Annotated in this window: 16 protein-coding genes; 6 read left to right on the forward strand and 10 right to left on the reverse strand. The window is 71.7% G+C overall.

Annotated features, from left to right (window positions below):
• Window positions 1-15 precede the first annotated feature (15 nt).
• From BLV76_RS05530 to BLV76_RS05545, 4 genes are read right to left on the reverse strand one after another with little or no spacing between them, the layout of a single operon-like run.
• Window positions 16-687, reverse strand: a complete 672-nt coding sequence (locus BLV76_RS05530) for a glycohydrolase toxin TNT-related protein (RefSeq protein WP_090968233.1) — start codon at window positions 685-687, stop codon at window positions 16-18.
• On the reverse strand, window positions 684-962 hold the full coding sequence (locus tag BLV76_RS05535; RefSeq protein ID WP_090968234.1) for a hypothetical protein: 279 nt from the start codon (window positions 960-962) through the stop codon (window positions 684-686). The genes BLV76_RS05530 and BLV76_RS05535 overlap by 4 nt, the downstream gene beginning before the upstream one ends.
• Complete coding sequence (locus BLV76_RS05540; protein WP_090968235.1) at window positions 959-2,650, reverse strand: TNT domain-containing protein; 1,692 nt, start codon at window positions 2,648-2,650, stop codon at window positions 959-961. Before BLV76_RS05540 ends, BLV76_RS05535 begins: the two co-directional genes overlap by 4 nt.
• Window positions 2,650-2,973: a hypothetical protein gene (locus tag BLV76_RS05545; RefSeq protein WP_090968236.1), complete on the reverse strand. Its 324-nt coding sequence runs from the start codon at window positions 2,971-2,973 to the stop codon at window positions 2,650-2,652. Before BLV76_RS05545 ends, BLV76_RS05540 begins: the two co-directional genes overlap by 1 nt.
• Window positions 2,974-3,106: 133 nt before the next feature.
• Between BLV76_RS05545 and BLV76_RS05550 the strand changes: the two genes are divergently transcribed.
• The 5 genes from BLV76_RS05550 (at window position 3,107) to BLV76_RS05570 (ending at window position 9,151) form a co-directional block, all read left to right on the forward strand.
• On the forward strand, window positions 3,107-3,427 hold the full coding sequence (locus BLV76_RS05550) for a WXG100 family type VII secretion target (protein WP_090968237.1): 321 nt from the start codon (window positions 3,107-3,109) through the stop codon (window positions 3,425-3,427).
• Window positions 3,424-3,723, forward strand: a complete 300-nt coding sequence (locus tag BLV76_RS05555; protein ID WP_090968238.1) for a WXG100 family type VII secretion target — start codon at window positions 3,424-3,426, stop codon at window positions 3,721-3,723. Before BLV76_RS05550 ends, BLV76_RS05555 begins: the two co-directional genes overlap by 4 nt.
• A 105-nt stretch (window positions 3,724-3,828) precedes the next feature.
• Window positions 3,829-7,563, forward strand: coding sequence for a (Fe-S)-binding protein (locus tag BLV76_RS05560; RefSeq protein WP_245734554.1), 3,735 nt, complete (start codon window positions 3,829-3,831; stop codon window positions 7,561-7,563).
• An 81-nt stretch (window positions 7,564-7,644) separates the two neighbouring features.
• Window positions 7,645-8,193, forward strand: a complete 549-nt coding sequence (locus BLV76_RS05565; RefSeq protein WP_090968239.1) for a toxin-antitoxin system HicB family antitoxin — start codon at window positions 7,645-7,647, stop codon at window positions 8,191-8,193.
• Between the two features lie 109 nt (window positions 8,194-8,302).
• The gene (locus tag BLV76_RS05570; RefSeq protein WP_090968240.1) at window positions 8,303-9,151 is read left to right on the forward strand and encodes a DUF4097 family beta strand repeat-containing protein; all 849 of its coding nucleotides are present in this window, start codon (window positions 8,303-8,305) and stop codon (window positions 9,149-9,151) included.
• 193 nt (window positions 9,152-9,344) lie between these two features.
• Here BLV76_RS05570 and BLV76_RS05575 read toward each other — a convergent pair whose 3' ends face one another.
• The 6 genes from BLV76_RS05575 to dcd all read right to left on the reverse strand — a co-directional run bounded on the left by BLV76_RS05575 (window position 9,345) and on the right by dcd (window position 14,959).
• Window positions 9,345-10,283, reverse strand: a complete 939-nt coding sequence (locus BLV76_RS05575) for a siderophore-interacting protein (protein WP_090968241.1) — start codon at window positions 10,281-10,283, stop codon at window positions 9,345-9,347.
• Entirely contained in the window at window positions 10,280-11,119 is an 840-nt protein-coding gene (locus tag BLV76_RS05580; RefSeq protein WP_090968242.1) for an ABC transporter ATP-binding protein, read from the reverse strand. Before BLV76_RS05580 ends, BLV76_RS05575 begins: the two co-directional genes overlap by 4 nt.
• On the reverse strand, window positions 11,116-12,165 hold the full coding sequence (locus BLV76_RS05585) for a FecCD family ABC transporter permease (protein WP_245734555.1): 1,050 nt from the start codon (window positions 12,163-12,165) through the stop codon (window positions 11,116-11,118). Before BLV76_RS05585 ends, BLV76_RS05580 begins: the two co-directional genes overlap by 4 nt.
• On the reverse strand, window positions 12,162-13,175 hold the full coding sequence (locus tag BLV76_RS05590; protein WP_245734556.1) for a FecCD family ABC transporter permease: 1,014 nt from the start codon (window positions 13,173-13,175) through the stop codon (window positions 12,162-12,164). Before BLV76_RS05590 ends, BLV76_RS05585 begins: the two co-directional genes overlap by 4 nt.
• A 41-nt stretch (window positions 13,176-13,216) precedes the next feature.
• Window positions 13,217-14,269: an ABC transporter substrate-binding protein gene (locus BLV76_RS05595; protein WP_090968243.1), complete on the reverse strand. Its 1,053-nt coding sequence runs from the start codon at window positions 14,267-14,269 to the stop codon at window positions 13,217-13,219.
• Between the two features lie 114 nt (window positions 14,270-14,383).
• Window positions 14,384-14,959: a dCTP deaminase gene (dcd, locus tag BLV76_RS05600; protein ID WP_090968244.1), complete on the reverse strand. Its 576-nt coding sequence runs from the start codon at window positions 14,957-14,959 to the stop codon at window positions 14,384-14,386.
• Window positions 14,960-15,081: 122 nt separating this feature from the next.
• On the opposite strand from dcd, the gene BLV76_RS05605 reads away from it, so the two are divergent.
• Window positions 15,082-15,843, forward strand: coding sequence for an SGNH/GDSL hydrolase family protein (locus BLV76_RS05605; RefSeq protein ID WP_090968245.1), 762 nt, complete (start codon window positions 15,082-15,084; stop codon window positions 15,841-15,843).
• Window positions 15,844-15,860: the final 17 nt, after the last annotated feature.

Here is a 15,860-nt window from a genome sequence, read left to right on the forward strand (position 1 = left end):
CGTCAGGCCCGCACGTCAGGTCCGCACGTCGGGCGCGGCCGGCACCTCGGCGTCGATCGCGAAGGGCGCGAGCACGCCCTGGTCGACGTAGTAGGCGATCACCCGGTCGAGCACGATCGAGACACCACCGCCCGGCTGGCCGAACCACGGCTCGACGCGGACGACGGAGCAGGAGTCCGGGAGCGGCGCGGTGAGCACGAGGCCGATCCGGGCCACGTTCGCATCGGTCGGCGGCAGGCTGCGCGCGTCGAACGCGGTGTCGAACAGGTGGAGCACGTGCCCGCTGGCCGTGCCGATGTGGTCGAGCGGTGCCCCTGCGGGCACGACCGACCCGGGCAGGAACCGACCGGGCTCGAGCGGCGCAGCGGCGTCGGGGCCGACGATGCCGTCGGCGACCGCGAGCGAGGCGGCGTGGAGCGTCTCCGCGTCCCGCGGCGGCGGCGGCAGCACGGGATCGAGCCACCGCGACAGGATCTCCGCGACGAGGGTCGGGTCGCCGAACCTGGCGTAGGCGGAGAAGCGGCCGTGGTCGGACCCGCCGAGCACGACCTCGTCGTCCGCCGTCGGCCAGACGACCCACTGGTGACTCGGCGCCTGCGGGGGTTGGTCAGAGACCGGCGCCCACAGCACCGCGTCGGCGTCGTCCCCTGCCGCCTCGAGCAGGCGGCGTACGTCGTCGGCGATCATGCGCGCACCGACCTGCCCCAGCGACCCTTCGCGAGGGTCACGGCCTCGGCGACGAAGCGCTCGCGCGCAGCGGCGAAGTCGGTCGTCTCGACCAGCGTCCGGTCCTTGCCCCAGTCACCGCGGTACCAGACCTCGTAGCCGCCCTCGTCGAGGCGCCGGATGCCGACGTACTCGCTGGAGAGGTCGACCGGCGACCGGCCCGAGACGAAGAAGTCGACACCCTCGCCGAGGCCGCGCGAGACCAGCTCCTCGGCCACCTCGTCGAGCTCGTTCACCGGCTGGCTCCTTCACGCTGCTGCTCGTCGGCCATCCGGTCCGCGCCCTGGGCCGCCTGGGTGGCACCCGCACCGAGTGCGGCGTCACCGGCGTCGAATCGGTAGGGGTTGTCGATGATCCCACGGTCGACCAGCTCGCCCTGGCTGAGGGGGTTCCCGTCGGCGTCGAGGAAGCGGTACTGGTTGCCGCCGCCCTCCTGGCCGAAGGCCGGGGCGACCTCGGACTTCTCAATGGTGACGGACCCGTTCTGCAGGTCCGGGTGGTCGCGGTTGATGTCCCACTGGTTGCGGTCGAAGTTGAGCCGGTCCGGAGGCAGCGAGCGCTCGCTCATCTTGGCGCCGTCGTCGGCGAAGTACTCGCCTCCCGGACCACCGATGCGGTCCATCCGCGGCACGTCGTGCGGGTCGACGATCTGCTCGGTGCCGGGCACCTTGCCGTCGTTCGGGGCGGCGTGCTTCCAGTCCCAGTCGGTCTCGCCCCGCTCGTTGGTGGTGCGGAACTCGTCGATGAACTCGTCGTGGGTGTAGGGCCGCCCGGTCTCGGGGTTGCGGCCCAGGACGTTGTAGTCGTCGTCGATGATGCTGCGGTTCGACGGGGTGTAGCTGGGCTCGCGCAGCTGGTCGTCGAGGCCGCGGAACTTGCCGCTGCCGTCGAACTCGAACAGGGACCGGGGGGCGCCGTCGTCGAGCCGGCGCAGGCCGCCGAGGTCGGACAGGTCGTCGAGGTGGCGGAACTTCGACAGGTCCGCGAGCCCGTCGAGGAGGTCCATGCCCATCTTGCCGCCGCGGGTCGCGATCGCCCCGGAGCCGCCGGTCGCGACCGCGACGATCGCGTCGGGCACGAGGTGGCCGATGGCGCGGGCCGGGTCGTCGGCCCAGGTGTCCCAGTCCAGCAGGCTCTTGCCGAGCTCCTTGCCGAAGCCGATCGGGTCGGTCGTGAGACCGGTGTAGATGCCCTGCGCCATGTCCCACGCGTTCTCGGCGGAGAGCTCGTACTTCTTCATGAGCTCCTCGGGCGTGAGGTCGCCCGTCGCGAGCTTGTAGGAGTCGATGACCATGTTGACCGGGCTGAACGGCACCATCGTCAGCAGGTCCCAGACCGCCTCGCCGGCGCCCTCGAAGATGCCGCCGACGAACTTCAGCCCGGACTCGAGCCAGTTCGGCTCCTCCGGTGCGTCCGCACAGCCGGCCCTCACCTCGCCCGCGCACACGTGCGCGGCGTTGTCGAGGTCGGACCTCGCGGACGCGAGGTCGCGCAGCGCCTGCTGCTGGATCGGGTCGCCCCAGTCGGTGAACGGCTCGGCCTGGTCGGTGCCGCCGCTCGCCCAGTAGGAGCGCATCCGGCCCATGTAGCCGTCGTACTGGGTGCGCGCGCTCTCCGACTCGCGCTGGCCTCGCTCGTACTCGGCCTTGGCCGCCGCGGCGCGGCGCTGCGCGTCCTCGAGCTGGCCGGCGTAGGTCTGGAGGCCGGCCGCCGCCTTCCGGAAGCCGTTGCCGGCCTTGGTCCACCGCTCGGGCTCGAGGTCGTGGGCCTCGCGGAACTGGTCGGCCGCGCGGCCGGTCCAGCCCGAGACGTCGATCTTCGACAGGGCGTCGCCGGTGTCGTAGAAGAGCTGGCCCTTCTGCTGCATCGTGACGGCCTTCGAGCGGATGTTGCCCGGGTTGCCGTCGATCTCGAAGTCCGGCATCACAGCACCTTGACCGCTGAGATGGACCCGACGGTGCCCTTAAGGGACTCGCCGCCCGCCTTGTCGGTGTCGAAGTAGTTCATCGCGATCTTGCCGAGCCGGCCCGACATCTCCTCGACGTCCTGGCAGAGGTTGTTGACGCCTTCCTCCCAGCGGTTCTTGAACTCGTCGAGCGCGTCCCAGACGGTGTCGTGGCCGACGTCGCCCTTGGTCGGGACGAGGTCCTCGACGTCCTTGTCCTTGAACAGCTGCACGGTCTCGCTGAGCCCCTGGGCGGCCTTGCCCATGCTCTCGAGGTCGACTTCGTAGTCGTAGGACGGCATGGCTGTGCAGTTCCCCCGCCCAGCGCCGCTCAAACCGTCGCCGACCGGGCAAAATTGCCGCGTGTGAACCCCCTGTTCCGGGGGTAGGAGCACCGACGCGTCACCCCGTGAAGCCCGATGGAAGGAGGCGGCCGTGGCCGTCGGACTCGTCTACTCCGAGATGCAGGCTGCCGCCCAGGCCGCCGCCGACGCGATCGACCCGTTGCAGTCGTCGCTGCGCGACCTCGGCGCCACCATCGAGACCGAGGCGGGCAAGGGGTTCAAGGGACAGGCGGCCGCCGGCTTCGGCGAGGCCATCAACGCCTGGTTCGACGTCGCCGTCACCCTCGGCCCGATCCTGGAGGGCTACTCCCAGAGCCTGATGTACGTCGCGCAGGAGCACGCCACGAACGACACCGAGCAGGCCACCCGGGCCGGCCAGCTCAACGAGCGCCTCGGCGGTGGTCCCCGATGAGCGAGCGCGGGCTCGTCGTGCACCAGGACTCGCTCTCGACCATGGAGACCGCCCTGGCCGACGCGACGACCACGATCACCACCCAGATCAACGACCTGCTCGAGCAGGTGGAGAAGCTCACGCCGGGCTGGGACGAGACGAGCGAGTCCCACATGGCCCACCTCGACCACCAGCAGAAGCTGCGCGACGGCGTGAAGCGGCTGACCGACGCCCTCGACCAGGTGAAGTCGAAGGTCGCGACCTACCGCGAGGACGCACGCGAGATCGAGATCGAGAACGTCGCGATCGTGAACTGAGCGCACCGCCCCCGGTCGAGAAGTTACCTGCGGGTAGGATTCTTCTCACTCGTTGGAGCCTGCCGCCGGCATGCATGCCGGCCATATGCTCCGGCTCTGTACGCCATGACCGAGGAGCAGCCCTTCATGCAGATCGTCGCGATCGTCATCTCGCTCGCACTCACCGTGGCCGCCGTCGCCCTGCTGGTGCCGGCCGTACGACGGATGCTGGGCGTGATCCGCTCGGGCCAGCCGGCGCCGGGGCGCACCGGGAACCCGACCGGCCGCGCGGCGACCATGCTGAAGGAGACGTTCCTCCACACGCGGATGCTCCAGTGGCACTGGATCGGCGTCATGCACTGGTTCGTCTACGCGGCGTTCCTGTTCCTCAGCACGGCCGTGCTGGCGGCGTACTTCCAGCTCTTCAAGGCCGACTTCGTGTGGCCGGTCGTCGGCCACTGGTACCCCTTCGAGTGGTTCAGCGAGCTCATCGGACTGCTGAGCACGGTCGGCATCGTCTACCTGATCGTCTACCGCCAGAAGCACCACCCGCGCTCCGAGGGCCGCAGGAGCCGCTTCTTCGGGTCGAACTTCTGGCAGGCCTACTTCGTCGAGGCGCTCGCGCTGCTCGAGGGTGCGGCGATCCTGTTCGTCCGCGGCGCGGAGTACAACCTCGGCGTCGTCGAGGGCCACGACACCGCGACCCGCGCGCACTTCCCGATCGCGTCCTTCATCGGTGACGTGCTCTACCCGTCGGGCGCCGGCTCGGCGCACACGCTCGAGAACATCATCTACTTCATCGCCGCCTTCAAGATCGCGCTGGCGATGATCTGGCTGATGGTGATCGCCCGCAACATCACGATGGGCATCGCGTGGCACCGCTTCACCGCGTGGTTCAACATCTACTTCAAGCGCGAGGACGACGGCAGCACCGCGCTCGGCGCGATGAAGCCGCTCACCTCGGCCGGCAAGCCCGTCACGCTCGACGACATCGACGACCTCGACGAGGACTCGGTGCTCGGCGCCGGCTCGATCCAGGACTTCTCCTGGAAGGGCATCCTCGACTTCACCACCTGCACCGAGTGCGGCCGCTGCCAGTCGCAGTGCCCGGCCTGGAACACCGAGAAGCCCCTCTCGCCCAAGCTGCTGATCACCGCGCTGCGCGACCACGCGTACGCCGCCGGCGACCCGAAGTCCGAAGGCCACGAGGCGCACGCCGAGCGGGCCCTGGTGGGTGTCGGCTCGAAGGGCGAGAGCGCGGGCTCCGGCACCGACGTCCTCGACTACTTCTACAACCCGGCCGACGGCGACTTCGTCATCGACGAGGACGTGCTGTGGAGCTGCACCTCGTGCGGCGCCTGCGTCCAGCAGTGCCCCGTCGACATCGAGCACGTCGACCACATCATGGACATGCGGCGCTACCAGCTGCTGGTGGAGTCGAACTTCCCCGCCGAGCTCAACCAGCTCTTCAAGGGCCTGGAGAACAAGGGCAACCCGTGGAACATGTCGCCGTCGGCGCGCATGGACTGGGCGAAGGGCCTCGAGTTCGACGTCCCGGTCGTCGGGGAGGACCTGGAGTCCCTCGAATCGGTCGACTGGCTGTTCTGGGTCGGCTGCGCCGGGGCCTACGAGGACCGCGCGAAGAAGACCACCCGCGCGGTCGCCGAGCTGCTCGACATGGCCGGGATCTCCTTCGGCGTGCTCGGCAACGGCGAGACCTGCACCGGTGACCCGGCCCGGCGTGCCGGCAACGAGTTCGTCTTCCAGGGGCTGGCCCAGCAGAACGTCGAGACCTTCAAGGAGTACAAGGTCAAGAAGGTCGTCTCGACCTGCGCCCACTGCTTCAACACGCTCAAGAACGAGTACAAGGACTTCGGCATCGAGCTCGAGGTCGTCCACCACACCCAGCTGCTCAACCGCCTCGTGCGCGAGGGCAGGCTGACCCCGGTCAAGGACGGCGCCGGCGCCGCGAAGCGCTCGATCACCTACCACGACCCGTGCTACCTCGGTCGCCACAACCAGGTCTACTCGCCGCCGCGCGAGCTGCTCGAGATCCTCCCCGGCGCCGAGTTCGTCGAGATGGAGCGCAACTCCGAGCGGTCCTTCTGCTGCGGCGCCGGTGGCGCCCGCATGTGGATGGAGGAGAACATCGGCGAGCGGATCAACGTCAACCGCACCAAGGAGGCGGTCGGCACCGGCGCCGACCAGATCGCCGTCGGCTGTCCCTTCTGCCGCGTCATGCTCTCGGACGGGCTCACCTCCGAGCAGGCCAAGGGCGAGGCCCGCGAGGAGGTCGAGGTCCTCGACGTGGCGCAGATGCTGCTCGCGTCGGTGAAGGGCGAGCAGGCGACCAAGGCCGCGCCGTCCGCCGCCCCCGCTGCTGCCCCGGCTGCCGCTTCGGCCGCCGCGCCGGCCGCGAAGTCCGACGTCGCCACCAAGGACGAGCCCGAGGCCGGTGACGTCACCGTCACCGAGGACACGATCACCGAGACCGCCGACGCCGGGCCCGCAGCCAAGGCCTCCGGCGGGTCGTCGCTGTTCGACACGCCGGCGACCGAGGAGCCCGCCGCGCCCGCCGCGGGCGGCTCGCTCTTCGACACCCCGGCACCGGCCGAGGACAAGAAGCCCGAGCCCGCGTCGGGAGGCTCGCTCTTCGACACGCCCGCCCCCGAGCCCGAGCCGGCCAGGCCCGCCGAGCCCGCCGCGGGTGGGTCGCTGTTCGACGTGCCGGCCACTGAGCCCGAGGCACCCAAGGCCGAAGCTGCCGCCGAGAAGCCCGCCGAGAAGCCCGCGGCCGACCTCGGCAGCGGCGGCTCGCTCTTCGACGTACCCGCCACCGAGCCCGAGGCACCGAAGACCGCTCCGCAGGCTCCCGCCGAGAAGCCTGCCGAGAAGCCGGCGGCCGACCTCGGCAGCGGCGGCTCGCTCTTCGACGTACCCGCCACCGAGCCCGAGGCACCCAAGGCCGCTCCGGCGGCCGAGGCTCCCGCCGCGGCCCCCTCCGAGCCCGAGGCACAGGCCGCTCCGGCCGCGGAGGCCCCTGCAGCGAAGCCGGCGGCTGACCTCGGCAGCGGCGGGTCGCTGTTCGACATCGCCGCCCCGGAGCCGACCTCCGAGCCGGCGGCGGCGCCCGTGGTGGCACCTGAGTCTCCCAGCGACTCAGGTCCCAGCGAGGCGCCGGCGAGCGCGTCGGTGAGCACCGACGGCAGCTACGGATCGCTCTTCGACGTCGCCAGCCCCGAGCCCACCGTCGCACCTGAGTCTCCCAGCGACTCAGGTCCCAGCGAGGCCGTCGAGGAGCCCGTCGAGGAGGCCCCGGAACCCGAGGCCGAGGCGGTCGCCGAGGCCCCGGCCCCGAGCGGTACGACGTCCGCGCCGAGCACCGACGTCGACATCACGAGCCTCGGGTCCCTCTTCGACGTGCCCGCCCCCGAGGCGACGCCCGCGACGCCCGCGACCGAGGACGCACCGGCTGCCCCGGCCGCCGGCTCGTCGGACGCCCCGGAGTCGAGCGAGCCCGAGCCCGAGCCGGAGCCCGAGCCGGAGCCCGCGCCGGAGGCCGTCGCCGAGGAGACGCCCGCCCCCGGGGCTCCGCCGAGCGGGGCGGACCTGAGCCAGGCAGCGACGTTCTCCGAGCCGAGCGAGGCCCCCGACGAGGCCCCTGCAGCGGCGTCCGGGGCGGACGAGGACCCCGAGACGATCCTGGACGCGGACGACGCTGACGCCCCGGCAGCGGACGAGCCGGAGACCGAGCCGACGACGCCCGCGCCGACGAAGCCCGCGCCGACGTCCGACGGTCCGACGCACACGCCGAAGACCGACGTCGACATCTCCGGTTCCGGGTCGCTCTTCGACGTCTGACGCCGCCGTGACGTCACGGTGCACCACACGTGACATCACATTCGCTTGACATGACATCACAGTGATGTCAGAGTAGTGCGCATGGACATCACCCCCTACGTCGACACCCTCCGCCGCGACCTGGTGGCCGCGGCGGAGGCGGGGAGCGACGAGCTCAAGCAGGCCGCCGAGCGGCTGGCCTTCGCCCTGGACCCGAGCGCCCGCCTGGCGCTGATGGAGGCCATCTCGCACGCGGCCGCCGAGATCACGGCCGAGCTGCCCGAGGGCAGCGTCGACGTCCGGCTGGTCGGTCGCGAGCTCGACTTCGTCGTCGAGGTCGCCCCGGCCGCGGCGATCCCCACGCCTCCCCCGCCGCCGGCGCCGCCGGCCCCGCCCGAGGAGGACGACGGTGACCTGTCCCGGATCACCCTCCGGATCCCCGAGGCCGTCAAGGCTCGCGCCGAGGAGAAGGCAGCAGCGGCCGGGCAGAGCCTCAACACCTGGATGGTCGGCGTGGTCCGCAGCGCGACCAGCGAGCACGCCATCAACGTCGACATCGACCTCAGCAGCGTCCCCTTCGTCGGCTACGACCCGTTCGCAGCCAGCCGCAAGCGCGACAACAACCGCCGCCGGATGAGCGGCTGGCAGTGACGCACACCGATCACCGCAGGGTCTGAGCGGCCCACCACCCCTTCACCTCTCACCTCCACGGACCGGCACCCGCCGGCCCGTCGGACGAACACACCCTCAGGAGCCCTCCATGAGCAACTTCCTCGACCGCACCTTCGACACCCCCGAGGCCATCGGCCTCTACGTAGAGAACGGCCGCGGCAGCGTCGACGTCACGGCGACCGAGACCACGCAGACCACGATCCGGATCACCGGCGACCGCGCCGAGGAGTACGACGTCCGCGACCTCGCCGACGGACGGGGCGACCGTCGCATCGCGATCATCGCCCCCCGCCGCAACGCCGGCATCTTCGGCCGGGAGCCGGCGCACGACATCGTCGTCGAGGTCCCCCTCGGCAGCGGCCTCAACGCCAAGGTCGGCAGCAGCGACGTGGTCACCCACGGGCACTTCTCCGAGACCAAGGTCGACTCCGGCTCGGGCGACGTCGCGCTCGACGTCGTCGACGGCGAGGCCGACATCAAGACCGGCTCGGGCGACGTCGTCGCGCAGCACCTCGTCGGCGAGGCCCGCGTGAAGTCCGGCTCGGGCGACGTCGTCGTACGCCGCTCCGACGCGGCCCTGGTCGTCACGACCGGCAGCGGCGACGTCCGCGTCGAGGCGTCGAGCGACGAGCTCGCCGTCAAGACCGGCTCCGGCGACGCCGAGGTCGGGTCGGTCAGTGGCGACACGATCTTCACCACCGGCTCGGGCGACTTCGCGATCGGCGAGGCCGGCGCCGGCCGGATCACCGCCAAGACCGCCAGCGGCGACGTCCGCATCGGCGTCCGTCCCGGGCTCCCCGTGTGGACCGACATCCGCACCGCGAGCGGCACCTTGTCCTCGAACCTGCCGAGCACGGGCGAGCCCGCCCCCGACCAGCCCTACCTCGAGGTCCGTGCCACCACGGCCTCCGGCGACGTCACGCTCCACCAGAGCTGACACCCCACACACCCCGCACGACCCACCCGAGAAGGAGCACCGCCATGCACGACTCGTTCACCGACATCGAGCTCATCGCCCGCCACCGCATCGCCGAGCGCGCGCGCTACTCGCCCCGCGCGCCGAAGCGACGCTGACCAGCGCCCAGCAGCACCCAGCACGGGCGCCGCGGGCAGGACCTCGGCCAGGACCGTCAGGACCTCATGGCCACGCCGCGGCGCCAGTAGCCCATGAACGCCACCTGGCTGCGGTCGAACCCGAGCTCGTTGACCAGGTGCCGGCGCAGGCCGGTGACCACCTTCGACTCGCCCGCGATCCAGGCGTACGTCCCGGCCGCGGACGCCGCGTCGCCCGCCACCTCCTCCCCCGAGGACGAGTGGGTGGGCGTCTCCCAGAGGTCGGGATCGACCTCGTCCTCGGCGACCTCGACCCGGGCGCCCGGGATGCCCAGGTGCGCGACCACCTCGTCGTGGAGCCGGGCTCCGAGCTCGGCGCCGGCGCGGGCGAGCCACACCACCTCGACGCCCGCCGGCCCGACCGTGGTCTGCACGTCGTCGACGTGGGGCACCTCGAGGAAGGCCGTGCCGCGGGCACCGGCCGGCAGCTGCTCCAGGACGGCGCACACCGCGGGCACCGCGGTCTCGTCGCCGACCAGCAGCAGCTCGGCGCCCTCGGGGGGAGCGAACTCGATCCCGCCGTAGAAGTGGCCGCGCCGCGGCGCGAGCACCACGATCCGGTCGCCGACCTCGGCCGTCGAGGCCCAGGTCGAGCCCGGGCCGACGAGGTCGCCCTCGAGGTGCAGGACCATGTCGACGACGAACGTCGTCGCGGCACCGGAGCCGCGCACGTCGCGGATCGTGTAGGTGCGCATGTGGCCGCGCTCCCCGGTGGACTGCTCCATCCAGGTGGAGAACCACGAGGCGTCGGCGCCCTCGGTCGAGGTGATCCCGCCCGTCACCGGGTCGGGGAAGACGAGCTTCATCCGCTGGTCGTAGCGCGGGCCCTCGACGCCGAACTCCGCGAGCTCGGGGCTGCCCAGCTCGACGCGGACGAAGGTGGGGCCGAGCCGGTCGATGGAGACGACCTCGACCTCGGTGAAGATCAGGGGCAGGACGTCGGACGTCGTGGTCATCGCTCCCCCTCCGCGACCTGCGCCACACCGCGCCCGTTGCAGCGGTGCCGCCCGATCGGGACGACGAGCGGGGTGCCGGAGACCGGGTCGTCGATGACGGCGCTCTGCATCCCGAAGACGTCCTGCACCAGCGTGGTGTCGAGCACCTGCGACGGGTCGCCCACGGCGTACACCCGCCCCTCGGACACCGCGATCAGGTGGTCGGCGTAGCGGGCGGCGAGGTTGAGGTCGTGGAGCACCATGACGACCGTCGTGCCACGGTCGACGTTGAGGTCGTGCAGCAGGTCGAGCATCTCGACCTGGTGGGCGACGTCGAGGAAGGTCGTCGGCTCGTCGAGCAGCAGCAGGTCGGTGCCCTGCGCGAGGGCCATCGCGATCCAGACGCGCTGGCGCTGGCCGCCCGACAGCTCGTCGACGACGCGGTCGGCCAGCCCGGCGGTGTCGGTGAGGACCATCGCCTCCTCGACCGCCGCGCGGTCCTCGGCGGACCAGCGGGTGAAGACGCCCTGGTGCGGGTGCCGGCCGCGGCCGACGAGGTCGGCCACGACCACGCCGTCGGGCGCGATCGGGTTCTGCGGGAGAAGGCCGAGGACCTTCGCGACCTCCTTGGTCGGACGCTTGTGGATCTCCTGGCCGTCGAGGATGACCGCCCCGCCCTGGGGCCGGACGAGCCGCGCGAGGCCCTTGAGGAGCGTGGACTTGCCGCACGCGTTGGGACCGACGACCACGGTGACCTTGCCGTCGGGGATCTCGACGCTCACCTGGTCGACGACCAACCGGTCGCCGTAGCCCAGGCTCACCGCCTCGGTGTGCAGCCTGCTGGTCGAGTCGGTCATCCGGTCCTCCCGGTCGCGGCGCCGCGCGCCAGTAGCCAGAGCAGGAACGGTCCGCCGACCGCCCCGGTCACGATCCCGACGGGCAGCACCACGCCGGGGATGAGATACGCCGCCGTGTAGTCGGCGAGCAGCATGAGGATCGCGCCGACCAGGGCGCCGGCGAGCAGGCTGTGCCGCCCGCCCATGAACGCCCGCGCGATCGGGCCCGCCATGAACGCCACGAAGGCGACCGGTCCGGCCGCGGCGACCGCGACCGCGGTCAGGAGCACGCCGACCAGCAGCAGCACGTCGGTGCGGTGGCGGCCGACGCCCAGCCCCGCCGCCGCGTCGTCGCCCATCTCGAGGGCGGGCAGGGCACGGGACAGCACCGCCAGCAGCGGCAGCAGCACGGCCAGGACGAGCGCGAGCAGGCCGATCGTCTGCCACGGCACGTTGTTGACGCTGCCGACCAGCCAGCGCAGCGCGAGCTGGACGTCGTAGGTGTTCGAGCGGGCGAGGAGGTACTGGATGACCGAGACCATCGCGGCCGCGACGCCCACCCCGACGAGCACCAGCCGGTAGCCGCCGGTGGTGCCGGCGACCCAGCGCACCAGCGCCGCGATGACCACGGCGCCGAGCACGGCGAAGGCCGACACCGCGCCGTCGCGCAGGTCGAGGGTGAGGATCGCGAAGATGCCGGCGGCGCTCGCGCCGAGGCTCACGCCGACGATGTCGGGGCTGGCGAGCGGGTTGCGCAGCAGCATCTGGAAGAGCGACCCGGCCGAGCCCAGCGCGACGCCGACGAGCACAGCGAGGACCGCTCGCGGCAGCTTGCTCTCCATCAGGATGAAGGTGGAGACCGGCATCTGCTCGCCGAAGAGGATCCGGAAGAAGTCCGGCACCGTGAAGGTGTAGTCGCCCAGCAGCACCCGCACCGCGAAGGCCGCGACGAGGGCCAGTGCGAGCCCGGACAGGACGAGCAGGCGACGGCGCCGCGGGCGGGCGGTCGCCGCCCGCATGTCGGCCCACGCCCCGGATCGGGTGGCCTGGTCGAGGACGGTGTTCACAGGCCCATCCGTCCGCGGCGCACGAGCAGCAGGAAGAACGGCACCCCGATCACCGCCGTCATGATGCCGACCTGCACCTCCGACGGCGGGAGGATGATCCGCCCGACCGTGTCGGCGAGCAGCACCAGCACCGCGCCGTACCCGGCACTGAGCGGCAGCAGGTGGCGATGGTCGGAGCCGGTGCGGGTGCGCACGAGGTGCGGGACGATCAGGCCGACGAAGGCGATCGGTCCGGCAGCGGCCGTGGCCGTCCCGGCCAGCAGCACGATCGCGGTGCCGACCAGGATCCGGTCGCGCGCGGTGTGGCGGCCCAGGCCCTTGGCCATCTCGTCGCCGAGGGCGAGCGCGTTGAGCGTGCGGCTGAGTGCGAGAGCCAGCACGGCGCCCACGACGAACATCGGGACCAGCGACACGACCAGGTCCCACGAGCGGCCGCCGATCGAGCCGACCTGCCAGCGCCGCATCACGTCGAGCGTGGTCTGGTCGACCAGCTGCACGGCGACGGTCCAGCTGCTCGCGGCGGCGGCGAACGCGGCCCCGGCGACCGTGAGCTTCGCGGGCGTCGCGCCGTCGCGACCGACGCCGGCGATCGTGTGCACGACCACCGAGGCGACCGCCGCACCGACCAGCGCGAAGAGGACGTACGACGTCATGCTGCCGGCGCCGAGGTAGGCGATGCCCAGCACGATGGCCAGCGCGGCTCCGGCGTTCACGCCGAGGATGCCGGGGTCGGCGAGGGGGTTGCGGGTCAGGCCCTGCATGCACGCGCCGGCGAGTCCGAGCGCGACGCCGACGCAGACGCCGAGCGCGGTCCGGATCGCGCGGACCTGGAGCACCGTCTGGTCGGGTCCGTCACGGAAGAGCTCGAGCGGTGAGAACAGCCGTGACCCGACGAAGACCGAGACGAGGGCGGCCACCACGAGCAGCGCCAGCATCAGCGCGTACGCCGATGCCGGGCCGGCCGCGGAGGTGCTCCGCGGCCGGTCCAGCAGCTCGGTGGTGGTCGCCATCGTCGGGTCGGTCAGGTCCTTCGTGGGTCAGTGCGGGTGGATCAGGGCGTGGAGCCGTCGCCGTCGACCGCCGCGGCGACCTTCGGGATGTAGCGGTCCAGCGCGTCCGGGATCGAGAGCGGGGACGGGGCGGAGAAGCCCACGGCCTCGGTCACGTCGACCGTGGCGTACCAGCGGTTGTCGGCCACGGCCGGGATCTGCTGCAGCAGCGGGTCGTCGGCGAGCTCCTGGACGTTCTCGTCCGACGTGGCGTAGGTGAGGAAGACGTCGGCGTCGAGCTGCGCGGTGCGCTCGGCCGAGACGTTGAAGAGGAACTGGCCGGGCTCGCTGCGCTCCTCGACGAAGGGCGAGTTGACCATGCCGAGCTCGACGAGCAGGCGCGGCCGGTTGTCCATCACGGTGTAGACGTAGAACGACGACGGGTCGGCGTTGGGACCGGCGAAGGTGAAGGTCTTGCCGGCGAGCTGCGGGTACTCCGCGGCGGTGTCGGCAAGCTCCTGCTCGGTCTCGGCCTTGATCTCCTCGGCCAGCTGGGTGCGACCCAGCGCCTGGCCGACCATCTCGAGCGACTCCTGCCACGTCGTGTTGTAGGGCGCGTTGGGGTAGGCGACGACCGGGATGCCGGCCTCGGTGAGCTTGTCGTACTCCTCCTGCGTGATGCCGGACTGGGTCGCGGTGACCAGGTCGGGCTGGAGCTTGACGATCTCGTCGACCGGCACGCCGTCGGCGGTGCTGAAGCGCTGGGGCTGCTCGGCGCCGTCGATCTCGGCGAGGGCCGCGTCGAACCAGTCGGAGGAGCTGTTCTCGTTGCCGGCGTACTCGATCTTGTCGGCACCGACCGGCACCACGCCCAGGGACAGCGGGTAGTCGGCCTCGGCGTAGCCGAGCGCGAAGACGCGGGTCGGCTCCTCCTCGATCGTCGTCGTGCCGAGCGCGTGCTCGATCGTCACCGGGAAGGCGTCGGCGTCGACCGAGCTGGTCGCGGTGGGAGCGGCGTCGGTGTCGTCGGCGCTGGTGGACCCGGTGCTGCAGCCGGTGAGGGCGGCGACCAACAGGGTGGCCGCGGCCAGGGGCGCGGCGAGGCTTCGCTTCATCAAGGGGCTCCGTGTGGCGGGAAGGTGAGGCTAACTTAGGAAAGCCTAACCACAGGTGAGCCAATTACGTCATGTGGGTGTGCGCTAATGACCAGCGCGGACCAGACCGCCAGTTCAGATCTCCGTGCGGTGGAAGCCCTGGAACGACCGGCTGGGCGTCGGGCCGCGCTGGCCCTGGTAGCGCGAGCCGTACTTCTCGGAGCCGTAGGGGTGCTCGCTCGGCGAGGTGAGCCGGAAGAAGCAGAACTGGCCGATCTTCATGCCGGGGTAGAGCTTGATCGGCAGCGTCGCGACGTTGGCGAGCTCGAGGGTCACGTGCCCCGAGAAGCCGGGGTCGACGAACCCGGCGGTCGCGTGGGTCAGCAGCCCGAGCCGGCCGAGCGACGACTTGCCCTCGACGCGGGCGGCGATGTCGTCGGGGAGCGACACGACCTCGTAGGTCGACCCCAGCACGAACTCGCCCGGGTGGAGGATGAACGGCTCGTCGCCCTCCGGCTCGACCTCGCGGGTCAGCTCGGACTGGTCGGCGGCCGGGTCGATGTGGGGGTAGCGGTGGTTCTCGAAGACCCGGAAGAACCGGTCGAGCCGCACGTCGACGCTCGAGGGCTGCATCATCGCCGGGTCCCACGGCTCCATGCCGATCCGGCCGGCGTCGATCTCAGCGGTGATGTCGCGATCAGAGAGCAGCACGCGGCCGACCCTAGCGGCGTCGTGGGATCTCCGGGAGCCCGCTGGTTGAGCGGGGTCCGCCCCGCTGGTTGAGCAGGGCGCCCTGGCGCCCGTGTCGAAACCGAGGGCGCCACAATGATCCGGTGACCTACCACCGCTTCGTCGCCCTCGGCGACTCCTTCACCGAGGGAGTCGGTGACCCCGACCCCGCCCACCCCAACGGCCTGCGCGGCTGGGCCGACCGGGTCGCGGAGGTCCTCGCGCGCCAGACCGACGACTTCGGCTACGCCAACCTCGCGATCCGCGGTCGCAAGCTCGGCCCCATCGTCGCGGAGCAGCTCGACCCGGCCATCGCCCTCGAGCCCGACCTGATCACGATCCACGGCGGCGGCAACGACGTGCTCCGCCCGCGCGTCGACATCGACGCGATCGCCGCGACGTACGACGCCGCCGTCGCGCGGCTGGTCGCGACCGGGGCGCGCGTGGTGATGTTCACCGTCTACGACCCGGGCGCCGGTGGCATCTACGGCCCCGTCCGCGGCCGGATGGCGATCTTCAACGAGTGGGTGCGCGAGATCGCCGACAACAACGGCGTCACGCTCGTCGACATGTGGCGGATGCGCGACGTCGAGATCGCCGCGGCCATGGACACCGACCGGATGCACCTCAACGCCTTCGGCCACACCTACATCGCCCGCGCGGTCCTCGAGGCGATCGGCGTCGAGCACGACATCCCGCCGGTCGAGCTCGACCCGCTGCCGGTCCTCGGCCGCCGCGAGCAGTGGGCCGCCAACGCCCAGTGGACCCGCGAGTTCCTCGTGCCCTGGGTGCACCGCCGGGTCACCGGACGCTCCTCCGGCGACACCGTCTCCGCCAAGCGCCCCGGGCTCAGCGAGGTCCGATAGCCGGGTCCGGTAATGTT

Source organism: Nocardioides exalbidus, from assembly GCF_900105585.1.
Taxonomy (GTDB): domain Bacteria; phylum Actinomycetota; class Actinomycetes; order Propionibacteriales; family Nocardioidaceae; genus Nocardioides; species Nocardioides exalbidus.

Bases quoted from the DNA above. Each gene is read 5' to 3' on its own strand.
- BLV76_RS05590 (WP_245734556.1), bottom strand. From the start codon at position 13,175: ATGGCGACCACCACCGAGCTGCTGGACCGGCCGCGGAGCACCTCCGCG.
- BLV76_RS05580 (WP_090968242.1), bottom strand. From the start codon at position 11,119: ATGACCGACTCGACCAGCAGGCTGCACACCGAGGCGGTGAGCCTGGGC.
- BLV76_RS05560 (WP_245734554.1), top strand. From the start codon at position 3,829: ATGACCGAGGAGCAGCCCTTCATGCAGATCGTCGCGATCGTCATCTCG.
- BLV76_RS05540 (WP_090968235.1), bottom strand. From the start codon at position 2,650: ATGCCGGACTTCGAGATCGACGGCAACCCGGGCAACATCCGCTCGAAG.
- BLV76_RS05555 (WP_090968238.1), top strand. From the start codon at position 3,424: ATGAGCGAGCGCGGGCTCGTCGTGCACCAGGACTCGCTCTCGACCATG.
- BLV76_RS05545 (WP_090968236.1), bottom strand. From the start codon at position 2,973: ATGCCGTCCTACGACTACGAAGTCGACCTCGAGAGCATGGGCAAGGCC.
- BLV76_RS05530 (WP_090968233.1), bottom strand. From the start codon at position 687: ATGATCGCCGACGACGTACGCCGCCTGCTCGAGGCGGCAGGGGACGAC.
- BLV76_RS05575 (WP_090968241.1), bottom strand. From the start codon at position 10,283: ATGACCACGACGTCCGACGTCCTGCCCCTGATCTTCACCGAGGTCGAG.
- BLV76_RS05565 (WP_090968239.1), top strand. From the start codon at position 7,645: ATGGACATCACCCCCTACGTCGACACCCTCCGCCGCGACCTGGTGGCC.
- BLV76_RS05570 (WP_090968240.1), top strand. From the start codon at position 8,303: ATGAGCAACTTCCTCGACCGCACCTTCGACACCCCCGAGGCCATCGGC.
- BLV76_RS05595 (WP_090968243.1), bottom strand. From the start codon at position 14,269: ATGAAGCGAAGCCTCGCCGCGCCCCTGGCCGCGGCCACCCTGTTGGTC.